Below are 26,499 nucleotides of genomic sequence, written 5' to 3' on the forward strand. Positions count from 1 at the left end.
GGCGACTAATGTGTGGCTCTCCTGACATTGGTGATCAGACTTGGGACCTGACCGCTCTGCAGAACGCGCCGCCGGCCATCCCCCTGCCCAGCGCAAAACAACCCTCAAGTGGGACGAGAACGGTGAACTGACCGCTGTTGACATGGCACGAATCGTTGACCGGCTGACTCAGCCGGAACTGCAGCGCTGTGATCTCGACCCCTTCTAAAGCTCAGCTCGGGGCCATCGCCTGCTTGGCGTCCTGGTAGAAGGCCAGATCGATGTCGGAACGCCCTTCTGAACTCGCCATCGCCTCAACCCGTTGACGCACAGCAGGCCGAACGAAGAACGGAACATCCTTTTTAAGTGCTGCCTGGGCCTCTGGTTGCCAGTCCATCAATTCAAAACCGTTGCACTCATGATCCGGCACGAAAGTGCCGAATTGGGGCACGTAAGGGCCAACCGCTTCCGGCCTGAGGGTTGAACGGTTGGATCAGTTTCACTGATCCATTGATTTCTCAACGTCAATTGCGGCAGGAGTCCCGTCGCGGTCTTCCACCCTGCATTGCACGGCGCAATCAGGAGGTTCTCAAGCACCTCGGGCTGGCCCACTGCGCAGCCCAACGCCAGCGTCAACGTGGGCCTGAGGAGTTCGACGACCTGATTCAAGAATCGCGGGTGGGCTTGATCCATGGGCTTGATCGTTTTGATCAGAACCGGGGCCTCCGGCCCAGCAGTTATCTGCTGTCTCGCGCCACCGGTCAAATCTTGCACTACCGCCGCGATCGATCACGAACGATCCGGATTCCCTGGCGGCTGCGGGATCTCCATGCAGCAGGGATGAAGATCCAGCGTGAACGCGAACAGAATCAGCAACCGAGCCTCAGCGATCAAGATCTTGCCGCCGAACTCTCGGTTCGCCCTGAGTGATGGGCCTCCGCCGTTCAAAGCCATGGCGCCAGCCAGGTTCTCCAGCTGTTGGCCAGCCTTGGGGAGCCAGCACACGCCTGTGCGGAGGATGAACAGCTGGACTGGCTCAAGAGCGTGCTGCACCAGTTGGAGGGGATGACCGGGATGGTGCTGCAAGCCCACTTGATCGAAGGCCAGAGCCTCAAGGATCTGGCTCAGGCCATGAATTGCAGCCGCTCATCCCTTCGCCGTCATCTCCATGAGGGACTCAGCACCCTGCGGGAATGGGCCCGCCGCGATGGCCTGATCCACGTCCAGACCAGATGATCAGAGCGTCATCAGCAGCATCGCCAAAACTGCAGCCAACAGGGTCTGGAGAGCATTGACCAGCTCGTTGCTCAACCAGGCCACGCGATCCTGCACCAGAGCGCCGAGCAGGCTTTCGCCGAGGGTTGCCACCAGACCAACAAGCATCACCACTAAGGCCACAGGCCATGAGGGAACCAGCTGCAGGGTCAGCATCACCAGGGTCATGGCGATGCTGCCGGCGGCACTGGCCAGGGTCCCTTCCAGGCTGATGGCCCCTTCGGTGCCTGGTGGGACCGCCCGAAGGCTGGTGATCAACACCGTGGTGCGTCCGAAACGCTTGCCGATCTCACTGCCGAAAGTGTCGGCCAACTTGGCAGCGAAACTCGCTGCAAAACCGACCATCAACAGCTCGCGTGACTCGACACCGGCACCGACGAGAAGCGCCAGAAAGGCACCAACAGCAGCAGAACCCCAGACGTTTTCCGGCCCGCGCTGGCCACCGCGGGCCTCAGCGAGGCCGCGGCTCTGCTTGTTTTTAAAGCCGATCTTGGTGACCAGACTTCCCAGACAGAGGTAGGCGACCACGGCCAACCAGCCCGACCAACCCAGACAACCCCAGAGGATTGTGCCCAACGCAGCCGCATGGACCCAGCCACTGCGGGTCAGCACAGATGTCCGCTGCGCCAGTGCAATCAAAAAAGTGTTCACCACCAGGGCCTGAATCCAGAGTGCGGACATCACACCGTGTTGCAGTGCCCTAAGCATCTCCTGCCTGCGGCCATTGCAGAGGGAGAATCGGGGGCGTTCGTTCTCTGGTCGACCGGATGGTGTTCAACAGCAACAAGGGGTTTTTCCTCACCCTGGATGACTCCGCCGCTCCGGCCACCCTCGAGCTGACTCAACAAGAAGCTCCGGCAACCGAAAAAGCACCAGTCGAAGAAGCTGTTGTGACAGCCAATGCTGGTGCAACACCCATCGCACCCTCCGAGCCTTCAGCTGTCGCCAAGCCTTCAGACAGTGCGGCCGTTGCAGAAGCTAAAGCTGAATCAAGCTCTCGGCCCACAGCCTCGCTCACCACTGCAGAAGCCATTGCTGCTGAACTGGCTGAGGCAGAGGCCGCCCGCCCGGCCGTGACCTATTCCACTTTTGCACCCAGCAACCTGACGCCTGGTGGCGGACTGCGCCAGCGGAGCCGTCGACCCGGTGCAGCGCTGAAATCCTTCCGGGGCATTGCTCAGGACCTGTTCAAGAGTTGATCAGGCCATCGCGCCAACGCACCAGTCCCACAGCGCCTGCCACTGCAGCCGTTGAACTGCGCAGGATGGTTGCCCCCATCCGCACCGGCCGAATCCCTGCCTCAGAAAAAAGGCTCTGCTCGGCTGAGGTCCATCCCCCCTCAGGACCGATCACCAGCCAAGTGGCCTGAACTTGATTGGCCTGTTGGCGCAAACATTGATCCAACGATGGAGTGTCTGTCGCGCGGGTGACCCCTACGAGACGCACGCCGTCCGCCGCTCCAATCCAGTCGGATATATCAATCACCTCATGCAGCTGCGGCATCCACAACCGCTCGCACTGCTCCACCGACTCACGAATGATCGTGGCCCAGCGCTCCGGTCGATGGTCGGCCTGGGGAACACAGCGATGGCAGCGCAGGGGCTGAATCCGATCAATCCCGAGTTCACAGGCCATTCGGACCACCTCATCCATCCCCCGCCGCATCAAGGCCACAGCCAAGCCCAGCTGAGGTTGGGCCAAGGGCTCATTTTTTTGCGCAGACCTATCGAGCGCAAGCAACTGCGGTTCAACCAGGGTTGCGAGCGTGAGGCGGCCGCAACCATCGATCACATCGACCTGCTCGCCACAGCGCAAACGCAAGACCCTTCTTAGGTAGTGCTGCTCGTCGGTGTTGAGCAAAACCGATCCACCCTCCTCCAGGCGATCCGGCGACAGGAGCAAACGCCGGCGTTCAGCCACCTGAAGGGAAAACGCTATCGGGGTGATCGTCGACCGGCCAATTTTCATTGACCCCACCGACGACCAGCTCTTCGATCTGAACCACGTCGGAATCCAGTTGACGCAAGGCATTGATCAAGACATCAATGGCGACCCCATCCGATGTACCGAGATCCACCCAGCACCGTCCCCAGTCGTTGTGATATTCGAGTTGCCCCATGTTGTGCATCAGAGCGGGCATTGCCGACTCCGCCCCATCGTTGTCGTAGGCCATCCAACTGAGATCGGAACCTGCGTCATGAACCTGCAGGTTCTCTGCGTTGAAGCCCCCTAGCCGGCCGATCACGTACCAGCTGTCGAACACACCATCCACGTAATTCCGCTCCCCCTGGCTGGGAGGTTCCGAGAAACGGATCCACAACCAGCAATTGAAGGGATCGACTTCACGAAAACGAATGTCCATGGGGCCATCGCGACACCGTCATCATCGTTCAAGCTGATCGCATGCTCGAGCTCTCTGGAATCACCTATGCACCTGCAACGGCTGGTGCCCCCATCCTCGACGGCGTCGCTTTTCACGCACAGAAAGGACGGCCGCTGCTGATCGCTGGCGCCAGTGGATCCGGAAAGACATCGCTGCTGGAGATCATCAGCGGCTTGGCGTCAGCCACATCCGGCAGCATCCGCTGGAACGGAAGCGTGATGAAACGACGGCAGCTGCGCTGGCTGTGCGGCATCGTTTTCCAGTTTCCCGAGCGCCATTTCCTCGGTCTGAGCGTGGCGCAGGAACTGCGGCTGGGCCATCGGCGGCTGGGGCATGAGCGCGAACAGAGCGTGCTCGAACGGGTTGGCCTCGACAGCATCGCCTCAACAACGGCACCAGAACGGCTGAGCGGCGGGCAGCAACGGCGGCTTGCCCTCGCGGTGCAGATGCTCCGCGGCGCTGAAGTGCTCCTCCTGGATGAACCCACTGCTGGGTTGGATTGGTCGGTGCGACGCGACGTGCTGGATCTACTCGCCGGCCTGGCCCGTGAACAGGTGTTGATCGTGGTCACCCATGAACCCGAGCTGTTTCAAGACTGGGACTGCGAACGCTTGCGTTTGCAGAGCGGGCGGCTCGAACCGATGACTACATTGCCCTGAGCTTCCAAAGGGACATGGCCGACCGGCTGGTTCGAGCAACAGCCGCTGCAGGTGGCATCCGGTTGGTGGCGGTATCGACAACCAACATCGTGCGTGAGGCAAGGGAGCGCCATGGGCTGTCGTTCCTCACCAGCGTGATGCTCGGACGGGCCATGACGGCGGGACTGATGCTCGCCAGTTCGATGAAGGTGCGCCACGGCCGGGTGAATCTGCGTCTGGGCTCCGATGGTCCGATCAAGAACCTGATGGTGGATGCCGGCCGCAACGGAACCGTGCGCGGCTACGTCGGCGAGCCGGCCCTCGAACTCGACCCGATTCAGAACGAAGCAGGCCATTTCAGCTTCAACTTCAAGGAGGCCGCTGGAACCGGTTACCTCCACGTGATGCGTGACGACGGCAAGGGCGAGCCCTTCAACAGCACCGTTGAACTGGTCAGCGGAGGCATTGGTGAGGATGTTGCCTCCTATCTGCTCCACTCCGAACAAACCCCTTCCGCAGTGTTTGTGGGTGAGCAGGTGAACAGCGCCGGAATCCACGCCAGTGGTGGCCTACTGGTTCAAATTCTTCCCAAAGCGGCGGAAGAGCCGGCCCTGGTGGAGCTGATTGAACAGCGTTGCCGCGAGATCACTGGCTTCAGTCAGCGGCTGGCGGCAAGTGGAGACCAGCTGGAGGATCTGCTTCTAGACGTCTTCCCCGACCTTGATCCCAAACCCCTCGACGATGCCGAGGCCAGTCAGGAGCTGCGTTTTTTCTGCCCTTGTAGCCATGAGCGCAGCAAAGCAGCCCTGGTCCTGATGGGCAGAGACGAACTCACTGACATGCGGGACAAAGATGGCGGAGCAGAACTGACCTGCCACTTCTGCAACAACCGCTATCACGTCAGCGCAGCTGAGCTGCAGGAGCTGATTGACGGCCTGCCGTCGGCGGCCTGACGTCAGGCCAGGAACAGAGCGGCAGCCCACAGCAGCAGAGCGGCAGGCAGGGCTTGGATCTGCAGAGGACTGAGAGCCAGCTGCTCAAAAGCAGTGGGAGAGAGGGCCAGATTGAGCAACGAGCCCGCTGCCAAGCCCACGCTGAGCACCAGCAACGTCCAACCAAGGGATGCAAGCGGGCGGCGACCTCTGCGGATCTGACTGAGAAAAACACCGATGGTTGCCAGAGCCAGCACCAACTGAATGCTGCCGGCCGAGAAGACCAGCAAAGCAACGCCGACGATTCCAGCAATGATTCGCACGGAACGCCCACGCCCATCCACAAGGGCCCAATCGGGCTTCAAACCGGAGAGAGACTGAGAGGGGTCGGGAAGCTTGTTGCGGAGATTCGCGAAAACATTGGTCATCGGTGCCTGTGCAGGCAAAGCAGGGATCGCTCCCGCCGTCGCTTCGCGCTCCGAAGCGGTCGCTGCAGCAGCGCTCACCTGCCCCTGTTGGCGGTCACGCAAACGGGCCATCAGGACAGCGTCGTAAGCCGCCTCAATCTTTGCTCTGGCTTGATCATCGCCAGAGACTTCGGCGAGGCAGCGCGCCTTGGCCGCCTGAACCTGTTCAAACCCCGCATCGCGGCTCAAGCCGAGACGAGCGAATGGATCGTCCGCGTTTGCGTCGGGACTGGGTTCACCCAGGGCTGCCATGGCGTCGATCGGGTTCTTCTCAAGAGCGTATCGGGGCCGGCTCAGAAGAGGGGCGCACCATGACGAAAACCCTCGCTGCGCTCTAGCCGACTGCGGCAGCTCAGGGCATCCAGACGATTCATCCAGCAACGTCGCTTGATCAACGGCATTTGTGGAGGAAGGTGATAACCCTCGAGCATCTCCACCGATTCATCGTCGCCGCGAAAACACACGTATTCGGTGCCGCCGTCCGCATTGTTCTTCAGCAGCCAGAACGTATTCACGGGAGTTTATTTCGCGACATGATTCTGGCGAGAGCGGCGCGGAGGTGTGGATGAAGAGATCAGCCGTGTTCAAAGACTGATCGGTTCCACTCCACTCACCACTGGAGCAACACTGCTGAGTTCAAGTTCGGGATGGTCCTCCCGAAGCTGATTGAGGTTCCACTCATTCTTGAACAGCAGCACAGGTCGATTCCAGGCATCACGAACGGTCTTGCAATTGAAGATCCGCCCAACCTTCTCGAGTTCGCCCCACCCACCACTGATCCAGCGGGCGACCTGGAAACCCATGGCCTCAAGTCGAGTTTCAACGCCGTATTCATTTTCAAGCCGGTGCTGAACCACCTCCAGTTGGAGTTGTCCCACGGCCGCCAAGATCGGATCACGCTTGCTCTCATCAGTGTCGTAGAGGATCTGCACAGCCCCCTCTTCTCTCAGCTCATTCACCCCTTTGCGGAAATTCTTAAAGGCTGATGGGTTGGGGTTACGCAGCCAGCTGAAAATCTCCGGACTGAAACAGGGAATGCCTTCGTATTCCACTTTCGACCCCACATAAAGGGTGTCTCCAATGGAAAACATGCCGGGATTGTTGAGACCGATCACATCTCCCGGATAGGCGTCTTCCACGACGGCTCGGTCCTGACCGAACAGCTTTTGAGGACGTGACAGGCGAATCGCTTTGCCAGTACGGGCATGCTTCACCGTCATGTCTTTTTCAAAACGGCCGCTGCAGACACGGACGAAGGCAACGCGGTCGCGGTGCCTTGGGTCCATGTTGGCTTGAAGTTTGAACACGAAACCGCTGAACCCTTCCCGCAACGGATCCACCAGGCCGTCGCTGCTGGAGCGGGCGATCGGTCGCTGCGCCATCTCGAGGAAGGCATCGAGAAAAGGTCGGACCCCGAAGTTGGTCATGGCGGAGCCGAAGAACACCGGGGTGAGCTCACCGGCATGCACCATCTCGATATCCAGCTCGGCTCCAGCCGCTTCCAGGAACTCCATTTCCTCAACGGCCAGATCAAGGAGCTCCTCCTCCACCAGCTCCCGCAGGGTGGGGTCATCAAGGGATAGCCGTTGCTCGCTGGCCTGCTTGCCCCGTTCAGCACGGCTGAACAGAACCACCTCCTTGCTGCGGCGGTCGATCACGCCGCGGAATTGCTCGCCACTGCCGATGGGCCAGTTCACGGCCCAGGGGGTGAGGCCGAGCTCCGACTCGATTTCATCGAGCAGGGTGAGCGGTTCCCGCCCCGGGCGATCCATCTTGTTGATGAAGGTGAAGATTGGGATCTGGCGCATGCGGCAGACCTCGAACAGCTTCCGGGTCTGAGGCTCCAGGCCCTTGGCGGCATCCTCAAGCATTACGGCGTTGTCCGCCGCTGCCAGGGTTCGATAGGTGTCTTCGGAAAAATCCTGGTGACCTGGCGTGTCCAGGAGATTGATCGTGGTGGCGTCGTAATCGAACTGCAGCACCGTTGAGGTGATTGAAATGCCCCGCTGCTTTTCAAGCTCCATCCAGTCGGAGGTCACCTTGCGCTGCTCACCCCGTGCTTTTACCGCCCCTGCTTGCTGAATGGCACCGCCGTAGAGCAGCAACTTCTCGGTGAGAGTTGTTTTTCCCGCATCCGGGTGAGAAATGATCGCAAAGTTGCGACGGCGATCCACCGCCGAGGCCAAAACCTGGGCCAGATCACCATCAGTGGTCGCTTGACTGCCGCTCATCGGATTTCAGGACTTCACCAAGCCTGACACCACCAGATAACGGTCGTCCTCCGCTGACACCGTCAACTGGTGGAGATCAAGCCGGTGGAGTTCTGCGAACACCTCCTGAGGTTCGAGGGCCGCCGCCAGCGAGGCAGCGAAGTCGTGCTGCAACACCTCTGGCGCCGATGGCAGGTGTTTGAGCAGCAGCTGTTGAATCTCAGCGTCGGAGGCAGGACGCCGCAGATCCCGATGCAAGCTGCGACAACCCGGTGCTGCCAAGTCTCTGGTGACCATCCAGAGCAGATCGGGCTGGTGCAGGTGATGCAAAAGGCTGTTGCTGACGATCAGATCGGCCTGCCCAAGCAGAGGACCTTCAAGAACCTCCTGAAGGGTCTGACAAAGGAATGAGATCTCCAGCTGCTGCTGCTGCGCCCGCTCGCGGGCTACAGCCAGCATCGATTCGGCACCGTCAATGCCGATGATCCGAGCCTTGGGGAGGAGGCCGGCCAACCGAAGCGTGATGTTTCCCGGGCCACAACCCAGGTCCACCACCAGTGGATCAGGCGGCAAAGGTGAAGTGCGCGAGAGAAGACGCTGAATCGCTTCGATGGTGGCTTGATCGCCGGAACTGAAGTCAGCAGCGGCATAGGCCTGCACCTGCTTATCGCCGTTCATCAACTCAGGTTCCAAACGGCGCTGCATCATCCGCATCCCTTGCGCCGTTCAGTTTGAACTGGACACTGTTGATGGTGGTAAAGAGGCCTTGCTCCCACCATCTGTGGCGTTAGGGTTTCGATACTTGTCCTTCGCTCCTGCACCGCACGTGACCCTCACACCAAATCGTGTGCAGACCTCTGCGGGAACTGTCGCCGGGTTTGGCGACTTCCCCGCAACGGCCCCTGCTGCCAATCCGGTCTTCTATCGCACGTACAGCCGGAAAACCCCGAGCGGCCGTGAGAGCTGGAGCCAGGTGGGTACGAGGAACCTGGAGGGTCTGCGGCAGCTGGGCAACCTCAAGGCCGAGGAAGTGAGCCTGCTGGCTCGCATGCAAGCCGAAAAGAAGGCTCTCCCCTCAGGCCGCTGGCTCTGGATTGGTGGCACACGCTGGATCGAACAACCCGAAAACTTCTCCGGCTCTTACAACTGCACTTCCACGAACCTGGTGGATTGGCAGGCCTTTGGTCTGATGATGGACCTGGCGATGATGGGCTGCGGCACCGGCGCCATCATCGAGCCGCATCTGATCGAGCGGCTACCCGTAGTGCGCAACAGCTTTGAGGTTCTCAGCGTCAGCGAGATCGGCATTACCCCTGAAGCCGAGCGTCAGGACGACTGCACCCACAGCATTGATGGAAACAAGGTGACCATCAAGGTGGGCGACACCCGCCGCGGCTGGGTGGACAGCTACCAGCTCATGCTTGAACTCAGCAGCGACGAACGGTTCAAGGGCGGTCCGATTCAGATTGAAGTGGACCTCAGCGATGTGCGTCCCGTCGGGGAAACACTGAAGGGCTTCGGCGGCATGGCAAACCCGGTGAAGCTGAAGGATCTCTACGGGCGTGTGGCCCGACTGCTGAACAAAGCCCAGGGCCGTCGGCTCACCTCGGTGGAGTGCTGCCTGCTGATCGACGAAGCCGCCGTCACGATCGTGGCCGGCAACATTCGTCGCAGCGCCGGCATGCGTCAATTTGCGGCCGACGACCAGGCTGCTGCGTCCTCCAAGGACAACCTCTGGCAGCAGGACGAGGAGGGCAACTGGAGGATCGATCCAGAGCGTGATGCGCTGCGGATGGCCAACCACACTCGCGTGCATCACACCCGTCCCAGCAAAGACGTGGTGCATGCAGCGGTGACCAAACAGTTCCACTCCGGTGAGGGCGCGATCCAGTTCGCTCCCGAAGCGATCGCTCGCTCCAATGCCGATCTGCTCACCACCCCTGAACTGCGCAGTGAGTTCATCGAGATCTACTGCGATCAGGGTCGTGAAGAAGCAGGGCGCTGGCTGTCTGAGAACCATGGCCCCATCGGCGCTGAGGAGCTGGAGCACCGTCTCAGCCGCTACGGCTTGAATCCCTGCGGCGAGATCCTGGGTGCTGATTTCCACTGCAATCTGGCCGAGGTGCACCTCAACCAGATCGACCCCAGCGACGAGGAAGGCCAGGCCGATGCCTTCCGTGCAGGCGCCCTCTCGGTTGCTTGTCTGCTCAACCACCGTTTCGAGGTTGAGCGCTACCGCCAGAGTCGTGAATGGGATCCGATCGTTGGCGTCAGCTTCACCGGTCTGTTCGACTTCTTCGTGCATGCCTTCGGCACGGAATGGCTGCGCTGGTGGGAGGCCGGCCGGCCTGAAACCGAGGAAGGTCTGCGCTTCAAGGGGCAAGAAGCCGCTTACCTGAGCCGTTGGAAGGAGATCGTCAACCAAACGGTGTGGGAGTACTGCGACCGCCATGGTCTGCGTCGTCCCAACCGCTGCACAACTGTCCAACCCGCAGGCACCAAGAGCCTGCTCACCGGTGCTGCCCCCGGCTGGCATCCCCCCAAAGCCCAGCGCTTCATCCGCCGGATCACCTTCCGCAAGAACGACCCCGTGGCCATGGCCTGCATGGACTACGGCTACACCATCGTTCCCTCCCAGTCCGACAAGGATGACGAAGGTCGTCTGCTGAATGACCCCTTCGATCCCCGCTGCACCGAATGGTTGGTGGAGATCCCCACTGAGGTGAGCTGGGCCAATCTGCCGGGTGCCGATTCGGTTGACATCAATGGCTTCAGTGCCATGGCGCAATTCGACTTCTACATGCAGGTGCAGCGCCATTACACCGCCCACAACACCTCCGCCACGATCGAATTCCGCGAGCACGAAATCGAACCGTTGGCTGATGCTCTGCATCAAGCCATGGAGAATGGTGAGGGGTACATCTCAGCAGCACTTCTGGCTCGGTTCGATGCCAACGCCACATTCCCCCGCCTGCCCTTCGAACCCATTGATGCAGCAACCTATGAGGAACTGCAATCCGGAGTGGTGAAGCGGCGCGTCAGCAGTGATTTCTTCGAAGCGCTGCAGCGCTACGACCAAGGTGAGCTGACCGAAGCAGGGCCTGCTGGGTGCGATTCCGATAAATGTCTTCTGCCTCTCGCCAATCCCGAGAGCTGACATCTGATCTGATCCCTATAAAATTGTCTGGTGTCCTGCGGGGCACCTGACAACTCTGGAGAGGTGGTCGAGTGGTTTATGGCTCTGGTCTTGAAAACCAGCGTGTCTTCACGGGCACCGTGGGTTCGAATCCCACCCTCTCCGTATTTCACCCCAGTCGATGAGTGGTTTTTTATGTGCTGGAGCGGATCTCGAAGATTCCGCCACACATTTGCAGACAGTACGCGCTGGTCTCGCACCTTGTATAACCGTATATAAGGGGTAGCTTTTAGGGCACACCTTGTAGTTCGGGGACCACATCAAGGCTGTTAACCAAGGCTTGAGAGCCGACAAAGCAGGCGTATCGATCCGGCAGCGACGCAACAAACTCTGCTTGAGGGCTGTTGCAGAAGAGCTGGCCTGCTTTGCGCAGCATGAACGGCTCTGGGTCGAGCCCTTGTCCCTCTCTGAGGGCCTTCTCCTCTAGGACGGCTGCCTTGGTGGGCTCTAGGACGCAGTCGAGCCTTCGCAAGACGGTGAAAGGCAGGATGACCTTGCCGTAGTCGCTCTGCTTGTAGTCACCACGCAGCAGGTCGGCGACGGACCAGATGAATGCAGAGAGGTTGGTGTCGGACACTCGTCAGGACATCTTCAACTCGATTTTCCGCCAGTCCTGTCATGAAGTCATCCCTCGATTGAGGGATGAGGCGGTGTTTGTTCAAGCGCCTGGGCCATACAGGCAAAAAGAAACCCCCGCCAAAGGCAGGGGCTCCAAAACGTCTCTCGGGAGTGTGACCTTGTTTCCACCCCGTGAGTCGTTTTTCCTCACGCAATCAATATCTCTTCTCAACTGTCACAGTGCCAGTTGTACGTGGACGGCTTGTCGCTTGTCCTCAGTCCGTTTCGAGAATCCAGCTCGTCAATGGCACATGATGGTCATTGGCTCAGCCTTCGTGGTGATCACCCTTAAGAAATCACTGTTCAGCTGGAAGACCGCAGGAATCCTGACGGGAGTGAAGCTGGCGACACTTGCTGTCGTGCTTGGCCTGGCCCGTGCAGGCCTTCTCCCAGTCTGGTTTCCCCACAGGGGGTAGCCCGCTTCAGCAGCCGAGCCAGCCTCAGCACGCATAGATCAAGCAGATCTGGGCTGGAAGATCTGACTGAGATTCACACCAGCTTCGTAGGCCAAGACTCGAACTTCATTTTGTTGCTCTTCTGTGAGGCCATCCCAGAACGCATCCACGAGATCCATGGTGGCTTTACCTGCACCAAAGACACCTAAGACCGATAAGGGGAAGGCCATCCAAGGGAACATCATGAGAACAACTCCCAGGACAGCGCTTACAGCAGCACCCTCTTTGGCAGATGCCCAAACAGACTCAGCCACCAAACGAATTTGAGTTTGACGATCCAGAGCTCCACGCTTTCGCATGGCTTCGGTGCGAAGACCAGTCAAGAGAGCCTGATAAATGGCATAGACCAAGACCCCGCCCAAGGTGGACTCACCCACAAACTCCGTGGAGGAAACAGGACCAACACTCCTGTTGATATTGACGGACGCAAGACCTGCCAGGGGGGCGATCTCGACTCCTGCCTTTGGAATCTGATAGGGATCTCGAGAGCGTCCCATGGTTTCGACCCAGAGATTCCAACTTAAATCTGGGTTCCAATGCCTTCAACTCCACGCGCAAAGGGAAGGCGGCAATCAGCGGCGTAACCCCGGCTTCAGAAGCCCAGCCAGCCTTAGAACTCCACGTTCGTGCCCAGAGCTTGCATCTCTTCTCTCGGTAGAGCTACGACAGAGATCACCGAGCCTCATTCTGCGTCCAAAGTGTCTTACCTTGACGAAAGCTTTGGCGACATCCCGCCTCTGAAGTTCGTGACTGCGCACGAAGGGAGGGAAGCAGAGCGTGTGAAGCGTTTTATCTGGAACCGGATACTGGTCTTGCTAGGGCGCAGCAAAGAGCCCAAAGCGAACTCCATTCTTGAAGAGTTCGACGTCCCACCTGTTTGGGATGACCCACTCATGTGATCAAGTGAACAATGTCAGCTGCCTCAGTCATCTGAACTGAGATCACGCCTATACCGATCAGGGCCGAAAAACCAAATGATCAGCCGGGTGGTGAACCAGGCGAGAAACACGCCCAGAGCTATCGAGACGATCGCCTCCACAACAAGTATTCAGAGAACATCAGCCGGAGCTGGATGCCCTCAATATGTCGTGCTGATCAAGGGACTGGAGAGTGACCGTTAACGGTCAGTCGCGAACTGGCTCGTCCTTGTCTTTGGGTGCCTCGAATTGAGGCTGAGGCTTGGGTGCTGGCTTTGAAGCCAGAGAAGCCTCTAGACGCTGCAGCTGCGCTTCACGCAATGCGGCGGAGATGCTGAGAGTGCGGTCAGTCATCGGTTGGCATTTCCAAAAGCGGAGACGCAGGGCCTAGTGCTGTCGAAAGGGGGCCTACGGATCAAAAGACTGGTAAACGATAGGGAGCTCTGAGCATCTGACCAGCAGGCATAAATACTTAGGGTCAGCAAGTCCTGACCGCTCAGCCCCTTGGGCAGATGTGAGTCACGAGGTCGGCGTTGATCCAGTTGATGACGCCTGTATCGACGTCTGCCACTTGGAACAGCGTTGGAACGTTGGGGTTTCTGGCGCCGCCATCGACCCAAATCACATCAGCCATGCGCCAGGCACCTTCCGTGTCGGTGACGATCACGGTCATACCTGCTTTGACGTGCAGGAAAACCGGATCCGGCTGGGGCGCTGGCATGATCAACCGAAATACACTTATTGCTAGTACATACGTATTATTACAGGAGCCGACCAGGTGTCCAGAGGCAGACACTTAAAGACGCGTGACATCAACAGTTAAGCGATCTAAGACTTTGTAACGAGCTGAACCTTTTGTCTCGGTTGAGTCAAACGGGACTCGATTTGCTGCCTATTCCTGAGGACAGCAGGGATACATGCCATGAAAGCGACCAAGCTCACGACCGCTCCACAGGGCTTCGAGTACTACAGGGTTTGCGACCAAGAAGGCGTCTGCCGTGTAGTCAGAGGCATGTGGGCCGCCCAGCACCTGATAGAAGACATGCCTGAGCTGACAGCCACTAAGACAAAGCTCTACCCAGCGGAATGGGCTTAACCATTTAGGGCACGTTGTAGGGCACACCCGATTTAGGGCACGCACAAAATCAGTGATTGCAATGCTTTTGCAGCCCAAACAGCTGGTCTTGAAAACCAGCGTGTCTTCACGGGCACCGTGAGTTCGAATCCCACCCTCTCCGTCCCCAGTTAGTCCCAGAAAATCCTGAATATCGCAGAAGCCATTCCACGACTGTCTTTTTTGTGTCTGTTGTCCCCTGTCGTCCCAGGAAATGCAGCAGAATGCCAGAGATGTGATGGGTATGGTGATGGGTCTAAAAACCATCGGTATTGGGTATAAGTGTGCTACGCACTAGGTACTCAGACAAAGCTCAATGACAAGCAGATAGCCGCACTACACGCTAAAGACAGCAAACATATTGTCTCCTTAGGTAATTCTCTGTTCCTTGCAATCAAGCCCCTGAAGAGTGAGGGGAAGAAGGGATTCCTAGGCAGAGCAAGGGTCCCACCCGGACAGGATGGAAAGCAGATTAAGGTGCGATTGGAACCTCAAGCTGCGATTATTGACGCCTGTTCAGCGCTGTGAAGCGCGTTAGGAGCAGCGTAGAGGATTCCCATACGTGCATCTAAACGCTCTCTGAGACGCTCTCTGCGTCCTTGTGCATAACGAACCAAGTCAACTCAATGACAACAAAGCGTACTGCTGGATATTTTTAGTCAGTCTTGACTCAAACCCTCGAGCCTATCTAGCATCCAATTGATAGTTGCTTCACGAAAATCTTCTGGATTTAGCACTCGAAATCCACAATATTCCTAAAAGAGCATGTCGCCAAAAAGACAATAAAAACAAAAGACGAAGCCAAAATCTATCAAAAGAATAGTGCAAGAACACGTGTCAACCAGCCATCTTTTATTTGATGAAGCTAAATGCTTTATTGACAAGCGTACTCGCGACAATTAGCGCTCGCCAAAGGCTCATGAAATAATAAAGATTAGACGAAAATCAGAGTCCTCTTAAACACGAAAAGCGTTTCTCAACTTTTTCATAAACTTAGACGCCTTAGCGTCTTCGGCAGTCGTAAATTCTTGTGTTTTTGCGAAGTTACCCTCAGGTAGAACGTTGTAAGTCTCCCCAATGACATTGACGAGTCTTCGGGATACTGAGGATGGCGTTCGGGATGTAACACTATGAATTGAGTCAAAAGTATTGAGAAAAAAGACAAGTGTATTTGCTCTGTATTCTATCGTGCGAAACGGAAAAATCTTTCTATTGGCTACTTTATTTTTATTGAATGACCTAGATACGCGTTTTTTCCATCTCCAAAGTGTAAGGTCGCCGCCTTTTGAATAATCCAACTCGTTTCTGAAGTAAAGAAGACCTGCCCATAGCTCAACAGAGCAATCAGTGTGAGGGCCTATTACACTAGAACTGGTAGAACTTGGAGTATTAATACCAATTTGGCAATCAAGCGAGATTGGATGTTTATCATTTTCCGTAAAGCGAGTTGCGCAAGGATGCTCGGACAATGCTGGAAATAGTTCTGGGTAATAACGCTCGATAGAGGAACCGAACACTCTCAAGACATCATCTCTAAAATCCGTGGAGAGATGGTATGAAACAAAATCCTGCCAAATCTGAGGAAAATCACTGATATTCTTCAGAAAAGCTCCTCCAGGTATATCGACACGAATATTTTCACCGGGATACGAGTCAAAGTGTCGGCTCATGGATATTATGTCTGAATCTTTGGGATAAGTCCTAGAAAGTTCTTCGTATATTTTTTCGGGAAGGCATTCTTCAGTGGCAAGGTACGGGAACGGCTCTAGATGGACACTTTTCTCGATGACTGAGTTCAATACACTTAATTCTTTCATTGGTGAAGCCATAATATGTATTTAATTTAGCATGGAGAGCTTGCAATTGCGGGCGAGCAATAAATTCTTAGATGTATCATGTTGATCCTCCATCACTTCTCACCTTTGATTATGATGAAGCAGAACACTTCGTGGCAATAGTCGCGACTTTCACATGAGAGAATGATGAATTGGAATACTATTTAATTGATCAGTTCTGCAAGTCAATACTTTTCTCGTCTTGCTTCTTCTTGGCATAGGTTCTGGCAGTTGCTTCAGCACTACGCTTTTTAATATTGCTCCTGTCGTAGTGCCGAACATGGATTTCAAGACTGTGCCCAGTTAGTTTGTTTAACTAGATAGACATCATTTCCTTCTTCAATTTGATAATGGAAAGGGCGTCGATCAGTGGACGCTGAAAGAGGCAAAGGAGGAATGGGACCGCATCAGAGCGTGGACAAAAAAGACTGGAAGGGACCCACGGGACCTCTACAGGCGAGAGATGCAGGGCATTGACTCTCCAACGAGAAGACACTTAAGGACGCCATAGACACCTATATAGAGCTCTCAGGGCACAAGGAGAGCACTCTCAAGGACTACAAGAACAAGCTCTGCAATCAGGTCATCCATGCCCTTGGAGCAGAGAACTACTTAAGGGTCCTAGAGTGGAGCAGCGAAGGACGCCGGAAAGTCCTGCCGGTGCTGCTGGTGGCCAAGGTCCAATTGGAGAAGGTCCTCAGCTTGATGGTGTCGTAACTGACTTTGCAAGTCTTCCTTAGTCACCAAATAATAGTGATGTTTATTATGTCCAAGCTAACAACCTTGCCTACTTCTATGACGGGGCAATTTGGGACAGCATCGGAGAAATTGTTGGATCACAAGAAAATGCAGGTGCGCCCGCGGGGAGAATCATTTCTTACGCCGCAGCCACAGAAGCAAAAGACTATCTTGAGTGTGATGGAAGTTGATTAAACACAACTGTATATGCAAGTCTCATTGCGGCCATTGACCATTAAACGGTATCACAGGATACACATAACATGTTGGGGCAAGTATTGCTTCTAATCAGGGAAATATCCAGATGCGTTGTCCCAAACCTAGTTATTGCAAGGGTTCTCAATCTAAATTCAACACGCACCCTCTCCGTTGAGCATCTCAAATTTCCAACGAATTTGAGACAAAATCTGAGATGCGTTGGACCCAGCAGCTGAGCTGGTCAGTGAGCACAAAAAAAGTTCTCCTGTACCAGGATCTCCCCCGGTGCTGTGATTCGCCTGGTGCCTGGATCACGCCGTTGTCATCGCTCTGCTTAGGCAAAAAAAGAGGTAGGCCCCTCAGCCCACCCCCAAACGACGCATTGAAGGCATCTCTGCCCTCTCCTCCATTCTCGCTGACGGACGGGCTCTCGCCGGGTATCAGATGCACCTAATTAGGCATTAATGACTATCCAGATTTTCTCAAGTTGGCTGTGAGGATGGACGAGGCGCATGCACCTCTGCAAACGCTTGGGAGATGGAATGTTCGCGGGTTCCCTCGCCCGCGTCTCCCTAATTACCCAGTCAAGTGAGGGGTGAAAATTGTGCGGCCGATGGTGGTGCACCACCGGAGCGATTCGGCCACTTGTAGAGCTTGGTAGAGGAATCGCTTCCTTTCCGCACCAGCCTCAATTCCTTAAGAATTCTCTTAAGGGCGAGTGGACATGACCCCCACCAAAACAGAGGTCAAATCACAGCTCTCGTCGGACTCGCTCTGTCCGGCTTTCGGGCCCAATTAGCAACCCAACGAGACGATGATGCACGTAAAGTCGCTGTGGTGTCGTGCCACCGCGAGCACTTTTTAGACATCCACAAATTCACTGCGACTTCAGGTTTTGTTGGTAGCGGTTTCCCTCGCTTGACTCCCCCTCAACCCACCTCGGATCGACGAGCGAGACAGCCGCTGGATCTCAACCTACACAGAAGAGCTGTAAGCCGAAGGCAATGCCCCAGGCACTGACCGCGTTTCACCTGCTGGCTGATGGGTACAACTTTCACAACAAGATCGACACCTGCGGCTTTGCCGACAACGAGGAGCTGTGTAATCGGCTTTTCCTGAGCGGTTGGGGGTTGTTTGTTGGCTCGATCGTTGGAGTCTGCGTCTTCTACTGGCTCACCGAGAAAGTGCCGCTCATGCGCAGCTGGCGAGAGCGAGCACCTTGGCCTTTAACCGTCTTGGCCTACGCATCGATGGCGATTGCTGTCGTGCTGTGGTTCATGGCAGAGAACGTCTGACGTGGCTCACCCAGCTTCTGGTGCCCACCCCATTTCTTTTAGCAAGGTCGGACCCAAAGCTTGCATCGCTTCTTTAGGTGCTCACCCTGCTGGAGCTGCTTCTGCCTGAGGTTACAGCCCACCATCGTGTGGCAATGCTGGTCGATGCCGTAAGTGAAGTGTTGGCAGGCCATGCAGACCACGCCACCCTTCCATCCGTCCAGCTCTCGGTCGTCAATGAAATCCCATCCCTCCATGGCTCTTCCGCAGTAGTACGTCAGCACTAGCCTAAGTCCGCAATCTTTGGCAACGGGTCAGCGGAGGAGCTGGCGCTGGAGTCGCAACTGGTCACCAACCCCCTGGGTGGCGGTCACAACTTGGGCACACAAGTGCGTCAACTTGGTGTTGGCGAGGAGTCGCTCAGCCTCTGGAATTGACACCACCAGGGGTTCGCCTTGCCGCAGCGGAGGGGAGGCATACGGCTGCCTCCTTCTCCCTGAATCAGTCTTGCATCAGCTCTGCAAACCACTCGCACTGGTCGGCGTACCGCTCATCAACATCGGCGTAGCCCTCGTGGACCATCAGCTCGTTGACGTTCACGCCATCAACCTCAAGCTCTGCCACGGTCCTGCCGTAGCGATCGGTGGTCTTGCGCTTGATCACCACCTCCTTGCCAAGGATCAGATCACGGAGGAAGTCACGTGAGGCACGAGCCTTGATTGGTTCCTTCAGCTTGTAGCGGGTGGACCTCAGCTTCGGGGCATCAATGCAGTTGAGTCGGATCTTTTCACCGGCTGATGATGTTGCGTGTCACCATCGTAAGCTTTGATAATCATTACCTTAGGTGTGATGTAGCAGCCCATCAGTGGCACTGCGAGAATTAAAATTAAAAGGTTTTTGGTCATCGGTTAAAATCAAAAATGAAGATCTAGAAAGGTTATTGTTTTGGTAGAGAAAATTTTCCAGACCGCAATCGCCATCTTAGGTTCAATCGGTATTTTTTATTGGATTGCCGATCAAGTAGAGAAGCGACGAGTTGACAATGTGCAGGCAAAAAAAGAACTACTGCAACGAAAGAATGCTCGCATCAAAAAGATGGCAAGGGTTCTTCAAGGCATGAATCGTCTTGAAGTGCTTTACTCTCAAAGAGTAGGTGCACTGGAAGGCAGAAGCCCAGTGACTGTACTAAAGGAGTTCAGAGACGTGGTAAAAAAGGATTACATGAATCCCAACACTTACAGCGATTCACTTCTTCTTTCGATTCTTAATGACATCGAAGAAGAGGAATTGAACCAGCGTTAGGGTTCAGAGGAAAGAAGAAAAGTTCAGTCTCCTTCGGGAAAGCTCTCTTCAATGATTGTTGCCAGGGTCATGGCGTGGTTCAACACATGCAGCTTCCGCTGTGCCTGGTGGCTCTGCGTGTCACGTTCCGTTGAGTCACCACCTCACGCAAGGCATTCACCATTTCAAGTGAGCTGCCGAGATGCTTCACCTGTTTGAAAGAGAAGTTGCCAATGGAGATGTGGATCCAAGACTGCAATGCCTTCTCCGAGTGTTCGAAGGTGACTTGCCCTTGTACTGGGTTGAGTTTCTCGGTCTGACTAATCAACGTCCCTCAGGCTCGCCGAACACAGGGGGTAAACACATCACTCAACTGAGAGATGGATGAACAACAGATGATCTACCACCCGGATTGCGCTTCGGGTATGTGTGGTTTCAGGGACTCAGCCAAATGGGTTTTGAAATTTGTGTGGCCGACGGTGATGGATCACCGGAGCGATTCGACCACATCAACATTTTGATACCAGAATCGGTTTGCATCGATACCCACCCTGATTTCTTAAGAATGGCTCTCGATGATGAGCGGACCTGACCTCTGCCGAAACAGAGGTCAAATCTCAGCTCTCGTCGGACATCGCCCTGTCCGGCTTTCGGGTCCGATTGGCAACCCGACGAGACGATGATGCACTGAAAATCGCTGTGGTGTCGTGCCACGGCGAGCACTTTTTAGATGTCCACAAATTCACGGCGACTTCAGGCTTTTTTTGGTATGGGTTTCCTCGCTTGACTGCCCCTCAACCCGCCTCTGATTGCCGAGCCAGACAGCCACTGAATCTCGAACTGCTCAGGAAGAGCTGCACATGCAAGGCTGCTGGGAGCGAGCATCGCCGCCGATCGGGATCTTGATCATCGTCTCGGTAAGGCTGCTGTCGTGCTGTCAGTCGCGGCAGGCAACGCTTGACCCTGGACACCCACGCCAGCTGAGGAGCAAGCCGCCTTTGATCAGCACATTGAACAGTTGCCAAACCTCGGCAAGCTAGCTAACAGTACAGCCGTACTGTCGGAGGGAAGGGCATGTCGGTTGACCACAGCGCTGCCGTCAAGGGTGGTGATGCCAAGTTCCTGCATGTCCGTCCTGGGCACTTCGTGATCGTTGGCAGTGGCGATAAGGCGAAGGGTGACTGGTGGATGGGTCAGGTGGTGTTCTGCGAGGGCGGCGCCAGAGATCCCAAGGTGAATTCCCTGTTCCAGATTGCCGATGTGGATACTGGCGTCATCCGCTGGATCAATGCCGATGAAGTGAGCGATGTGCTCTGGTCGATGGATGGGTGGCCGGGTGTGGCCGATCAGGCGTGGAACTGAGGCTTGAGTTGCACCTGGTCATCAACCTTTCGTGCGCTGATCACAACCTGGTCACACAAGTGCATCAACTTGGAATCGGCGAGAAGACGCTCACCCCCTGGAGTTGAGAGCTGCGCCAGGGGTGCTTCTTGCCTCAGCAGAGGGGAGGCTTACGGCCGCCTCCCTCTCTCTGAAGCTTGGCAAGCTGCGCAGACCCTCAGTGGTTTGCCTCCTGGTGATCTCCCTCCAGATGGATCTAATGGGCTTCTAAGCGAACCATCATCAAAGCGACGTCGTTTCCAGCTTTGATACTTGTAAGCCCACCGGCGTGGGCTTTGACTGAGGAGCAAGCCCGCACTTCATTGTGTGGGCTTTTTCATGGACCACACGTTTCATGCAAAACTCGATGAAGAGGAATCAACAGCGATGCGATAGAGATTCTGTTGATTGAGAGATTAAGCTGAAGCAAGACCACTCCCGTTCCTAGTCGTCATCAGCTTGAGACAAGTTAGATCAGTAAGCATACTTGAGATCATCGCTGCAGATGCAACCATCACACGTATGCCCCCAGCAGCAACACTCTGGCGAAACGTTCTGCGATTGAGAAAGTAGTAAGACAATGTCAAAGCGACAAGAAATCTGCTAAAAACGAATGGTTGAATCAACAATCCAACAATTACTGCTAAAAGCACAAATAATTTGAACGCTGTACGTCGAGAAGTTGATCAATCGAAAACAGAAGCGCAAGAGCTGTCCCGAATGAGTTTAGAAATACGGCCAAAACATAGCCATGAATACCAACACAGTCCCTTGCTCAATATGACATCGACTCTTCATAACATCAAGAAACAGAGAATAGGCAAGCGTCAAGTTTCTATTGGGGAATTCTCATTAAAAAGCGTTCAACTTTTAGCATGGTTCAGCGGCACATGCAGGTTATGTTGGGCGAAGTGGATCCGTTATTCCGTTATGCAAGAGGCAATGCAACCGAAATAGCACAGCCTTAAGGAATGTTCAGCTGGTGAGAAACTGCAATAACTCCCGCCAATCATGATGACCATCTCTGACGCAGAAAGCGCCCGTGAGGGCACAAAGCTTTCATATCAATTGATCCCAAAACTCCTGCCGATCTTCTTCAAGCTCATCGGCATGAGCGAAATACCATCCAGAACCTCCGAATTCGTCAGCGAACCATTGCTCCCCTGCTTCCTTGGACGTAAACGTGCAAGTGATTGCAGATGGAGCACCACTGACACAGTCGTAGTGCTGTTGGGCAGTTTCAAAAAGGTGAAGAATATGCATAGAAAAAATATAAAAACGTCCGTTTCTCAAAAATGCCATATCGCAGGGCAAGGCAATCAAGAAATTGGACGGAATTTTTGGACATAGGCACCTAAGCCAAGGGCGATGGCTACTTCAATGGCTTCTTGATAGGTCGGCAAGGTGTCCCATACCATGCCACTGCAAATGACATCAAACATTTGATTACGAGCAAAGGACATAGAAGAGCAACGCTCCCGATGGAGAGCAATGTTCTTGTTTGATCAGGTTGTTTTGTATCGACAATCACAGCGTATGCGCCTTCGTCAGCAAAGAACAACAATTAACAGTGAAGAAGTCTGCCGCCTAAGCAAGTAAGCACATCAACATGGATGCACATCAGAGGCTCCACACGTCAACGATGCACCTTGGCAGCAGAAGAGAAGACTGCGCACTACACAGAGACTTTTAACAACACATCAACAATACCCAAAAAGCACCTAAAAAAGATGCCACTCTCGAATGCACCAAAATAAACAAAAGAGAATGCAGAGAAGTACCAAACCACCCTGTGTAACGACCCATCGTCCGAAGAACTTCTTCATCTTTCCCACCATTGGTCCGAGACGAGCAGGTGGGCGACGACCGCTTACACCTGCAGCTTGTAGGTTTTCGTTTTTAATTCATCAAGATGACCAGTGAATGGACGGATCACCTTCCCTGATGTTGAACATCGTTAACGATGTCCCCATCGCACGAGGGCAGTGGGAAGAACTCTGCAAAACAGGGCTTATTGATCTCGAAGAAGGCGAACCGCTCGGCTCGCGCCATGCAATAACCGCGTCCGGACGGGCTGACTCAACATCCATCCATTCCTTGCACGGTTCAATGGATGCTCTGGCGATGAATGCGGTTTGTGAGTCCCAAGATGCCCAAGTGATGAGTCTGCAATGACTCCTGAAACCTGCCAACAAATCCCTGAGGGCGATCAGACCAGCGTCACTCCCTTGTTTCGGTAGAAGGCAAAGCGCTCGCGAATGTTTTCAGCGTCTGGCTTGGGAGTGTCGTATGCCCACACAGCATTGGTAATCACCTGATCGCCAACCACCACATCCCAGTAACGGGCCGTCCCCTTCCAGCCACAGACGGTGGTGTGACTCGACTCGCGAAAGAATTCCGAGTTCATCGTTTCGCGGGGGAAGTATGGATTGCCATCCACCTTCACGATGTCGTCGCTCTCCGCAAGCACCCTGCCGTTGAAGATCGCCTGCATGGTCGCTGAATCGTGCTTTCCGGACCCTAATCAAAGCGAAACCGCCATGTGATGGAGGACTGCCAAACCAGTTTTGAGAGAGAGGGCAGCAGCCGTAAACCTCCTCTCTACTGAGACAAGGCCCTCCTGGTCGTGTCAGTCCCAGTGGGCTGAGCTCGTCCTGCCGACTCCAGGTTGATGACCAGGTGCGACTCAAGCCCGAGCGTCGTCCAAGCAACCCGAAAGCAAGTCAGAGGTGTCCAACAAATGATTTCTTAGCTACCCGCAAGTTGCCCAACAGCACCTCTGCAGTTACTTTTGGGTTGCTGAGGCGCTACATGGGTCATGATCAAAACCTCCACCCGCGAGACTCAGGTGAAGCTCACGGTCTCTGTTCCTCCGAGTCTTCATGTGCTGCTCCGCAGCTGGGCCCTGTGCGAAGGCAGAGAGCTCACCAGCGTTGTGCTGCAGTGCGTGGAGCTTTCGGTGCGTCAACTCAAGAGCAATGGCTCCATTCCCGGTGCAGCCGTCCGTGCCTATGAGGGCGCCTGTGATGAACGCCTCGCTGTGGGGAGTCTTTGATCGTGAAGATCGAATGGATGGAACAAGCCCTCCAAGCCCCTGTCATGGAAGCGGTAATCGCCCTGAGCGAACGAGTTCAAACCCTTCAGGAGAATCCGGAGGGGCGGATCTACACCGCTTATCGCGCCATTGATCGGACCCTGACTCTTGGGTATTGCGACGACATTGAGGCCATCAGTGAACAGCTTCGCAATCGGGATTTTGTACTGATGGCCAGTCGCCGCGGAACACGCCGTGAGCAGCGTTTGCTGCTTCTCACCCTCAAGGAAATCGGCATCGCCAAGAGTTACAGCGACAACTGCTTCAGCGCATCACCCGATACCTTGAGCCATCTCAAACATCTCGGCTGGCCACTTGGCAGCCTGCAGCAAAGCAGCATGACGCGTAAACGCTTCAACCTCGAGTGCTAAGCAAGGAGCGGCAGCGCTGAACCATCGTGACCACGACGGCAGAATCCGTTGCCGCTCGATCTCCGCTGTCCATCGCCCGATACAAGTCGGCAACTGCCCAGGCCTTGGAACCAGGCTCATCCAGGTGCCGGGGGATGAGATGCAGATGAAGGTGCTGGGCCCCCTCGCCAAAAGCAATGGCATAGACACGCTGACAGCCCGTGATCTGCTTCACAAGAAGACTGGCATTGCGTACGGCCCGCCCCCAGTCCATAGCTTCGGCCTCAGAGAAATCCACAGGACCTGAACAGTGGCGTAGAGAATCAAGAAGAAGCCAGCCAGGAAGAGGAGCCGGGTCGGGGTGATGGCGCAACACCCAGAGTTCAGATCGCTCAATTTCGTAACGCATTCTGGCTGCAGGGTCGGCATGCAGCTGACAGATGGCACAGGTATCCACGGGACGTTGGGAAGAAGAGTCGTGATCAACGGCGCACGGCACCGCGGCCGTTTCCGATCAAACCAAAATCAATGACCAGCCCGATCAGGACCACCAACAGACCGCTGAATGAAGCCATACCACCGAACGACGCCACAGCCCAGCAGTAACCCAGGGTTGTGGTGGGGAGAAACAGCAGACCCAGGACGGGCAGCACGGGGTTAGGAACACTGGTGTCACTGAAAGGCAGCAGCACGAAACTGCTGTTGATCACCCACATCAACACCAATACAAGACGTGGGGCCAGCAGACCGATTGCCGCCAGAAGACACATCGCAAGGTATCAACACTGCGCCATCCCTAGCGAAGTCAAAAGAGCGCGACAGCGTCGTCACCAGAAGATTCAAGTTTCCAGTGCACAATTCATGGCAACCTCAAAGGGAACGGAGGCCTCCGGCAGCGACAAGAGGGTGCTGGCGAGGGACGCAAGGTCATCGGGTTGAGTCATCGCAGCAGGCTCGACGTCCGTCACTGAACGGGCCATTGCGGTGTTGACCCAGCTGGGGCAGATGGCGGTCACGCGGATCCCATGCCCCCAACCTTCATTGCGCATGCTCTGGCAGAGCCCCATCAAGGCGAACTTGCTCACGGGGTAGCCCGCCATTCGACCTTTAACGCGTTTGCCACTCATCGATACCAGAACCTGAATCCGTCCTTGGCCGCTGGCCACCAGAAACGGCCAGGCAGCACGGGTCAGCCACCAGGGTCCCTTCACATTGATCGCCCAAAGTTCATCCAGATCGTGTTCCTCACCATCTTCAAAGAGCAGGGGTGTGCGATGCAGAATCCCCGCGCAGTGGATCAGAGTGTCGATCTCTCCCCACTGACGAACGGTGTCGTCAACCCAAGCCGCAGCGGTCGCTGGATCCATGGCGTCATAGGCGTGATGCGTAACACCGTCGACGTCCAGCTCCGTTCCTCGTAACGCTTCTGGCTCTCGTAAGCCAAGGCTGAGCCGATGGCCGTCGTCAAGCAGCCGCTTGGCGATGGAACGGCCGATGCCACGACTGGCTCCGGTGAGCAAAACCTTGCGCTGCATCAGAACGCGTTGAGGAGTCGATTGAGCAGAGATTCTGTCGTTGTTGCATCCAGCAGGAGCGCGCGATTCTGCTCCAAGAGAAAACCCGTCGAAACACTGTCATCCAAAAAGCTCAGCAAGGTCTCGAAGTAGCCATTCACATTGAGCAGTCCGATTGGTTTCGCATGTACCCGCAATTGAGCCCATGTCAGGGCCTCAAACAACTCTTCGAGGGTCCCGAGACCACCGGGCATGGCGACGACCCCATCGGCCAGCTCAAGCATCCGAGCCTTGCGCTCATGCATCGAGCCCACAACCTCTAGACGGGTCAGACCTTTATGTACCACCTCATCGAGCATCAGTGCCTGTGGAATCACCCCGATCACGTCCCCTCCAGACGCCAAAGCGGCATCAGCAACATCTCCCATCAAGCCAATCCGAGCTCCGCCATAAACCACGGTGATGCCTTTGAAGGCGAGACATGCACCCAGCTCAGTGGCAGCAGCCTTGAAAACGGCTGGTACAGCGCTCGAGGATCCGCAGTAAACAGCGACCCTCTTCATGGGTTTGAGAGAATCGAAGAATCCAGTCGTACCAACACTTTATAGCAACTGTCAGTGAAGGTGCTAGTACCACGACCCATTCACAGGC

General features: G+C 55.6%; 34 protein-coding genes and 1 tRNA gene. 15 read left to right on the forward strand and 20 right to left on the reverse strand.

Translation table 11 applies throughout. The features are described 5' to 3' along the window. Positions 1-40: 40 nt before the first annotated feature. On the forward strand, positions 41-208 hold the full coding sequence (locus KR52_RS14810; protein WP_173402217.1) for a hypothetical protein: 168 nt from the start codon (positions 41-43) through the stop codon (positions 206-208). 3 nt (positions 209-211) lie between these two features. Here KR52_RS14810 and KR52_RS09285 read toward each other — a convergent pair whose 3' ends face one another. Further along, the gene (locus tag KR52_RS09285) at positions 212-376 is read right to left on the reverse strand and encodes a PCP reductase family protein (protein WP_038557163.1); all 165 of its coding nucleotides are present in this window, start codon (positions 374-376) and stop codon (positions 212-214) included. Between the two features lie 113 nt (positions 377-489). Between KR52_RS09285 and KR52_RS09290 the strand changes: the two genes are divergently transcribed. Both KR52_RS09290 and KR52_RS09295 read left to right on the forward strand, forming a co-directional pair. Then, positions 490-909: a sigma-70 family RNA polymerase sigma factor gene (locus KR52_RS09290; protein ID WP_038557166.1), complete on the forward strand. Its 420-nt coding sequence runs from the start codon at positions 490-492 to the stop codon at positions 907-909. 48 nt (positions 910-957) lie between these two features. Continuing rightward, positions 958-1,215, forward strand: coding sequence for an RNA polymerase sigma factor (locus tag KR52_RS09295; protein WP_038555055.1), 258 nt, complete (start codon positions 958-960; stop codon positions 1,213-1,215). Here the strand turns inward: KR52_RS09295 and KR52_RS09300 are convergent, their stop codons facing one another. After that, the gene (locus KR52_RS09300) at positions 1,216-1,935 is read right to left on the reverse strand and encodes a TIGR00297 family protein (RefSeq protein WP_038555058.1); all 720 of its coding nucleotides are present in this window, start codon (positions 1,933-1,935) and stop codon (positions 1,216-1,218) included. Positions 1,936-2,021: 86 nt separating this feature from the next. Here KR52_RS09300 and KR52_RS09305 point away from each other — a divergent pair, with 86 nt between their 5' ends. After that, positions 2,022-2,453, forward strand: a complete 432-nt coding sequence (locus tag KR52_RS09305) for a hypothetical protein (protein ID WP_038555061.1) — start codon at positions 2,022-2,024, stop codon at positions 2,451-2,453. Here the strand turns inward: KR52_RS09305 and KR52_RS09310 are convergent. Next, positions 2,443-3,174 (reverse strand): 16S rRNA (uracil(1498)-N(3))-methyltransferase, encoded by a 732-nt coding sequence (locus tag KR52_RS09310; protein WP_038555065.1) that lies wholly within the window; start codon positions 3,172-3,174, stop codon positions 2,443-2,445. The two genes, KR52_RS09305 and KR52_RS09310, sit on opposite strands and share 11 nt — an antisense overlap. Further along, positions 3,167-3,616, reverse strand: a complete 450-nt coding sequence (locus KR52_RS09315) for a DUF3531 family protein (RefSeq protein WP_038555068.1) — start codon at positions 3,614-3,616, stop codon at positions 3,167-3,169. The genes KR52_RS09310 and KR52_RS09315 overlap by 8 nt, the downstream gene beginning before the upstream one ends. Before the next feature lie 41 nt (positions 3,617-3,657). Between KR52_RS09315 and KR52_RS09320 the strand changes: the two genes are divergently transcribed. Both KR52_RS09320 and hslO read left to right on the forward strand, forming a co-directional pair. Continuing rightward, positions 3,658-4,296 (forward strand): ABC transporter ATP-binding protein, encoded by a 639-nt coding sequence (locus tag KR52_RS09320; protein ID WP_038555070.1) that lies wholly within the window; start codon positions 3,658-3,660, stop codon positions 4,294-4,296. A 14-nt stretch (positions 4,297-4,310) separates the two neighbouring features. After that, on the forward strand, positions 4,311-5,228 hold the full coding sequence (hslO, locus tag KR52_RS09325; protein ID WP_038555073.1) for an Hsp33 family molecular chaperone HslO: 918 nt from the start codon (positions 4,311-4,313) through the stop codon (positions 5,226-5,228). A 2-nt stretch (positions 5,229-5,230) separates the two neighbouring features. Here the strand turns inward: hslO and KR52_RS09330 are convergent, their stop codons facing one another. From KR52_RS09330 to KR52_RS09345, 4 genes are all read right to left on the reverse strand, one after another. Further along, on the reverse strand, positions 5,231-5,926 hold the full coding sequence (locus KR52_RS09330; RefSeq protein WP_038555075.1) for a CPP1-like family protein: 696 nt from the start codon (positions 5,924-5,926) through the stop codon (positions 5,231-5,233). A 41-nt stretch (positions 5,927-5,967) separates the two neighbouring features. Continuing rightward, positions 5,968-6,189 carry a hypothetical protein gene (locus KR52_RS09335; RefSeq protein ID WP_038555078.1) on the reverse strand — a complete coding sequence of 74 codons (222 nt, stop codon included), beginning with the start codon at positions 6,187-6,189 and terminating at the stop codon, positions 5,968-5,970. A 69-nt stretch (positions 6,190-6,258) separates the two neighbouring features. Further along, positions 6,259-7,905, reverse strand: coding sequence for a peptide chain release factor 3 (locus KR52_RS09340; protein WP_038555081.1), 1,647 nt, complete (start codon positions 7,903-7,905; stop codon positions 6,259-6,261). Between the two features lie 6 nt (positions 7,906-7,911). Continuing rightward, positions 7,912-8,598, reverse strand: a complete 687-nt coding sequence (locus KR52_RS09345) for a trans-aconitate 2-methyltransferase (RefSeq protein ID WP_371257677.1) — start codon at positions 8,596-8,598, stop codon at positions 7,912-7,914. A 112-nt stretch (positions 8,599-8,710) separates the two neighbouring features. On the opposite strand from KR52_RS09345, the gene nrdJ reads away from it, so the two are divergent. Continuing rightward, positions 8,711-11,041, forward strand: coding sequence for a ribonucleoside-triphosphate reductase, adenosylcobalamin-dependent (nrdJ, locus tag KR52_RS09350; protein WP_038555084.1), 2,331 nt, complete (start codon positions 8,711-8,713; stop codon positions 11,039-11,041). A gap of 57 nt (positions 11,042-11,098) precedes the next feature. Continuing rightward, positions 11,099-11,185: transfer RNA gene (locus tag KR52_RS09355), tRNA-Ser, on the forward strand. A gap of 124 nt (positions 11,186-11,309) precedes the next feature. Here KR52_RS09355 and KR52_RS15140 read toward each other — a convergent pair. Further along, positions 11,310-11,657, reverse strand: coding sequence for a type I restriction-modification system subunit M N-terminal domain-containing protein (locus KR52_RS15140; protein WP_038555087.1), 348 nt, complete (start codon positions 11,655-11,657; stop codon positions 11,310-11,312). Between the two features lie 295 nt (positions 11,658-11,952). On the opposite strand from KR52_RS15140, the gene KR52_RS14985 reads away from it, so the two are divergent. Further along, positions 11,953-12,114: a hypothetical protein gene (locus KR52_RS14985; protein WP_156957692.1), complete on the forward strand. Its 162-nt coding sequence runs from the start codon at positions 11,953-11,955 to the stop codon at positions 12,112-12,114. 38 nt (positions 12,115-12,152) lie between these two features. Here the strand turns inward: KR52_RS14985 and KR52_RS09365 are convergent, their stop codons facing one another. The 3 genes from KR52_RS09365 to KR52_RS14425 form a co-directional block, all read right to left on the reverse strand. Further along, on the reverse strand, positions 12,153-12,503 hold the full coding sequence (locus tag KR52_RS09365; protein WP_253912369.1) for a hypothetical protein: 351 nt from the start codon (positions 12,501-12,503) through the stop codon (positions 12,153-12,155). Positions 12,504-13,566: 1,063 nt separating this feature from the next. Next, positions 13,567-13,791: a DUF3104 domain-containing protein gene (locus KR52_RS09375; protein ID WP_038555096.1), complete on the reverse strand. Its 225-nt coding sequence runs from the start codon at positions 13,789-13,791 to the stop codon at positions 13,567-13,569. 1,349 nt (positions 13,792-15,140) lie between these two features. Continuing rightward, a complete protein-coding gene (locus tag KR52_RS14425; RefSeq protein ID WP_156957693.1) occupies positions 15,141-15,854 on the reverse strand; it encodes a hypothetical protein in 714 nt (237 codons plus the stop codon). Positions 15,855-17,959: 2,105 nt separating this feature from the next. Here KR52_RS14425 and KR52_RS09390 point away from each other — a divergent pair. Beyond that, the gene (locus KR52_RS09390) at positions 17,960-18,250 is read left to right on the forward strand and encodes a hypothetical protein (RefSeq protein WP_038555105.1); all 291 of its coding nucleotides are present in this window, start codon (positions 17,960-17,962) and stop codon (positions 18,248-18,250) included. Positions 18,251-18,730: 480 nt separating this feature from the next. Here the strand turns inward: KR52_RS09390 and KR52_RS15150 are convergent, their stop codons facing one another. Further along, complete coding sequence (locus tag KR52_RS15150) at positions 18,731-19,012, reverse strand: thermonuclease family protein (protein WP_371257710.1); 282 nt, start codon at positions 19,010-19,012, stop codon at positions 18,731-18,733. A gap of 162 nt (positions 19,013-19,174) precedes the next feature. Here KR52_RS15150 and KR52_RS09405 point away from each other — a divergent pair, with 162 nt between their 5' ends. After that, positions 19,175-19,531, forward strand: a complete 357-nt coding sequence (locus tag KR52_RS09405; RefSeq protein WP_038555108.1) for a hypothetical protein — start codon at positions 19,175-19,177, stop codon at positions 19,529-19,531. Between the two features lie 1,053 nt (positions 19,532-20,584). After that, positions 20,585-20,872: a DUF3104 domain-containing protein gene (locus tag KR52_RS09415; protein WP_038555114.1), complete on the forward strand. Its 288-nt coding sequence runs from the start codon at positions 20,585-20,587 to the stop codon at positions 20,870-20,872. A gap of 1,077 nt (positions 20,873-21,949) precedes the next feature. On the opposite strand, the gene KR52_RS09420 is transcribed toward KR52_RS09415, so the two are convergent. After that, a complete protein-coding gene (locus KR52_RS09420) occupies positions 21,950-22,213 on the reverse strand; it encodes a hypothetical protein (protein WP_156957694.1) in 264 nt (87 codons plus the stop codon). Next, entirely contained in the window at positions 22,210-22,353 is a 144-nt protein-coding gene (locus KR52_RS14430) for a hypothetical protein (RefSeq protein ID WP_156957695.1), read from the reverse strand. The genes KR52_RS09420 and KR52_RS14430 overlap by 4 nt, the downstream gene beginning before the upstream one ends. Before the next feature lie 460 nt (positions 22,354-22,813). Between KR52_RS14430 and KR52_RS09425 the strand changes: the two genes are divergently transcribed. Then, complete coding sequence (locus tag KR52_RS09425) at positions 22,814-23,065, forward strand: hypothetical protein (RefSeq protein ID WP_162175620.1); 252 nt, start codon at positions 22,814-22,816, stop codon at positions 23,063-23,065. A gap of 34 nt (positions 23,066-23,099) precedes the next feature. Here KR52_RS09425 and KR52_RS09430 read toward each other — a convergent pair whose 3' ends face one another. Further along, positions 23,100-23,384 carry a DUF427 domain-containing protein gene (locus tag KR52_RS09430; RefSeq protein WP_038555123.1) on the reverse strand — a complete coding sequence of 95 codons (285 nt, stop codon included), beginning with the start codon at positions 23,382-23,384 and terminating at the stop codon, positions 23,100-23,102. 324 nt (positions 23,385-23,708) lie between these two features. Here KR52_RS09430 and KR52_RS09435 point away from each other — a divergent pair, with 324 nt between their 5' ends. Then, positions 23,709-23,945: a hypothetical protein gene (locus KR52_RS09435; RefSeq protein ID WP_038555125.1), complete on the forward strand. Its 237-nt coding sequence runs from the start codon at positions 23,709-23,711 to the stop codon at positions 23,943-23,945. Positions 23,946-23,962: 17 nt separating this feature from the next. Then, positions 23,963-24,355 carry a hypothetical protein gene (locus KR52_RS09440; RefSeq protein ID WP_038557170.1) on the forward strand — a complete coding sequence of 131 codons (393 nt, stop codon included), beginning with the start codon at positions 23,963-23,965 and terminating at the stop codon, positions 24,353-24,355. Here the strand turns inward: KR52_RS09440 and KR52_RS09445 are convergent. The 4 genes from KR52_RS09445 to KR52_RS09460 all read right to left on the reverse strand — a co-directional run bounded on the left by KR52_RS09445 (position 24,339) and on the right by KR52_RS09460 (position 26,411). After that, a complete protein-coding gene (locus KR52_RS09445; protein WP_253912370.1) occupies positions 24,339-24,743 on the reverse strand; it encodes an HIT family protein in 405 nt (134 codons plus the stop codon). The two genes, KR52_RS09440 and KR52_RS09445, sit on opposite strands and share 17 nt — an antisense overlap. Before the next feature lie 73 nt (positions 24,744-24,816). After that, positions 24,817-25,104, reverse strand: coding sequence for a hypothetical protein (locus KR52_RS09450; protein WP_038555131.1), 288 nt, complete (start codon positions 25,102-25,104; stop codon positions 24,817-24,819). A gap of 69 nt (positions 25,105-25,173) precedes the next feature. Then, a complete protein-coding gene (locus KR52_RS09455) occupies positions 25,174-25,869 on the reverse strand; it encodes an SDR family NAD(P)-dependent oxidoreductase (protein WP_038555134.1) in 696 nt (231 codons plus the stop codon). Beyond that, entirely contained in the window at positions 25,869-26,411 is a 543-nt protein-coding gene (locus tag KR52_RS09460; protein ID WP_038555137.1) for a TIGR00730 family Rossman fold protein, read from the reverse strand. Before KR52_RS09460 ends, KR52_RS09455 begins: the two co-directional genes overlap by 1 nt. Between the last annotated feature and the right edge of the window lie 88 nt (positions 26,412-26,499).

Source organism: Synechococcus sp. KORDI-52 (assembly GCF_000737595.1).
GTDB lineage: Bacteria > Cyanobacteriota > Cyanobacteriia > PCC-6307 > Cyanobiaceae > Parasynechococcus.

Coding starts and splice junctions, on each gene's coding strand:
- KR52_RS09390 (WP_038555105.1), top strand. CDS start 17,960: ATGCCCCAGGCACTGACCGCGTTTCACCTGCTGGCTGATGGGTACAAC.
- KR52_RS09320 (WP_038555070.1), top strand. CDS start 3,658: ATGCTCGAGCTCTCTGGAATCACCTATGCACCTGCAACGGCTGGTGCC.
- KR52_RS09450 (WP_038555131.1), bottom strand. CDS start 25,104: ATGTGTCTTCTGGCGGCAATCGGTCTGCTGGCCCCACGTCTTGTATTG.
- KR52_RS09435 (WP_038555125.1), top strand. CDS start 23,709: ATGATCAAAACCTCCACCCGCGAGACTCAGGTGAAGCTCACGGTCTCT.
- KR52_RS09330 (WP_038555075.1), bottom strand. CDS start 5,926: ATGGCAGCCCTGGGTGAACCCAGTCCCGACGCAAACGCGGACGATCCA.
- KR52_RS09300 (WP_038555058.1), bottom strand. CDS start 1,935: ATGTCCGCACTCTGGATTCAGGCCCTGGTGGTGAACACTTTTTTGATT.
- KR52_RS09285 (WP_038557163.1), bottom strand. CDS start 376: ATGGACTGGCAACCAGAGGCCCAGGCAGCACTTAAAAAGGATGTTCCG.
- KR52_RS09345 (WP_371257677.1), bottom strand. CDS start 8,598: ATGCGGATGATGCAGCGCCGTTTGGAACCTGAGTTGATGAACGGCGAT.
- KR52_RS09430 (WP_038555123.1), bottom strand. CDS start 23,384: ATGCAGGCGATCTTCAACGGCAGGGTGCTTGCGGAGAGCGACGACATC.
- KR52_RS14985 (WP_156957692.1), top strand. CDS start 11,953: ATGGTCATTGGCTCAGCCTTCGTGGTGATCACCCTTAAGAAATCACTG.
- KR52_RS09305 (WP_038555061.1), top strand. CDS start 2,022: ATGGTGTTCAACAGCAACAAGGGGTTTTTCCTCACCCTGGATGACTCC.
- KR52_RS09440 (WP_038557170.1), top strand. CDS start 23,963: ATGGAACAAGCCCTCCAAGCCCCTGTCATGGAAGCGGTAATCGCCCTG.
- KR52_RS09375 (WP_038555096.1), bottom strand. CDS start 13,791: ATGCCAGCGCCCCAGCCGGATCCGGTTTTCCTGCACGTCAAAGCAGGT.
- KR52_RS09315 (WP_038555068.1), bottom strand. CDS start 3,616: ATGGACATTCGTTTTCGTGAAGTCGATCCCTTCAATTGCTGGTTGTGG.
- KR52_RS09460 (WP_038555137.1), bottom strand. CDS start 26,411: ATGAAGAGGGTCGCTGTTTACTGCGGATCCTCGAGCGCTGTACCAGCC.
- KR52_RS09445 (WP_253912370.1), bottom strand. CDS start 24,743: ATGCGTTACGAAATTGAGCGATCTGAACTCTGGGTGTTGCGCCATCAC.
- KR52_RS14425 (WP_156957693.1), bottom strand. CDS start 15,854: ATGAGCCGACACTTTGACTCGTATCCCGGTGAAAATATTCGTGTCGAT.
- hslO (WP_038555073.1), top strand. CDS start 4,311: ATGGCCGACCGGCTGGTTCGAGCAACAGCCGCTGCAGGTGGCATCCGG.
- KR52_RS09455 (WP_038555134.1), bottom strand. CDS start 25,869: ATGCAGCGCAAGGTTTTGCTCACCGGAGCCAGTCGTGGCATCGGCCGT.
- KR52_RS14430 (WP_156957695.1), bottom strand. CDS start 22,353: ATGTCCTTTGCTCGTAATCAAATGTTTGATGTCATTTGCAGTGGCATG.
- KR52_RS09340 (WP_038555081.1), bottom strand. CDS start 7,905: ATGAGCGGCAGTCAAGCGACCACTGATGGTGATCTGGCCCAGGTTTTG.
- KR52_RS09425 (WP_162175620.1), top strand. CDS start 22,814: ATGGACGGATCACCTTCCCTGATGTTGAACATCGTTAACGATGTCCCC.
- KR52_RS09415 (WP_038555114.1), top strand. CDS start 20,585: ATGTCGGTTGACCACAGCGCTGCCGTCAAGGGTGGTGATGCCAAGTTC.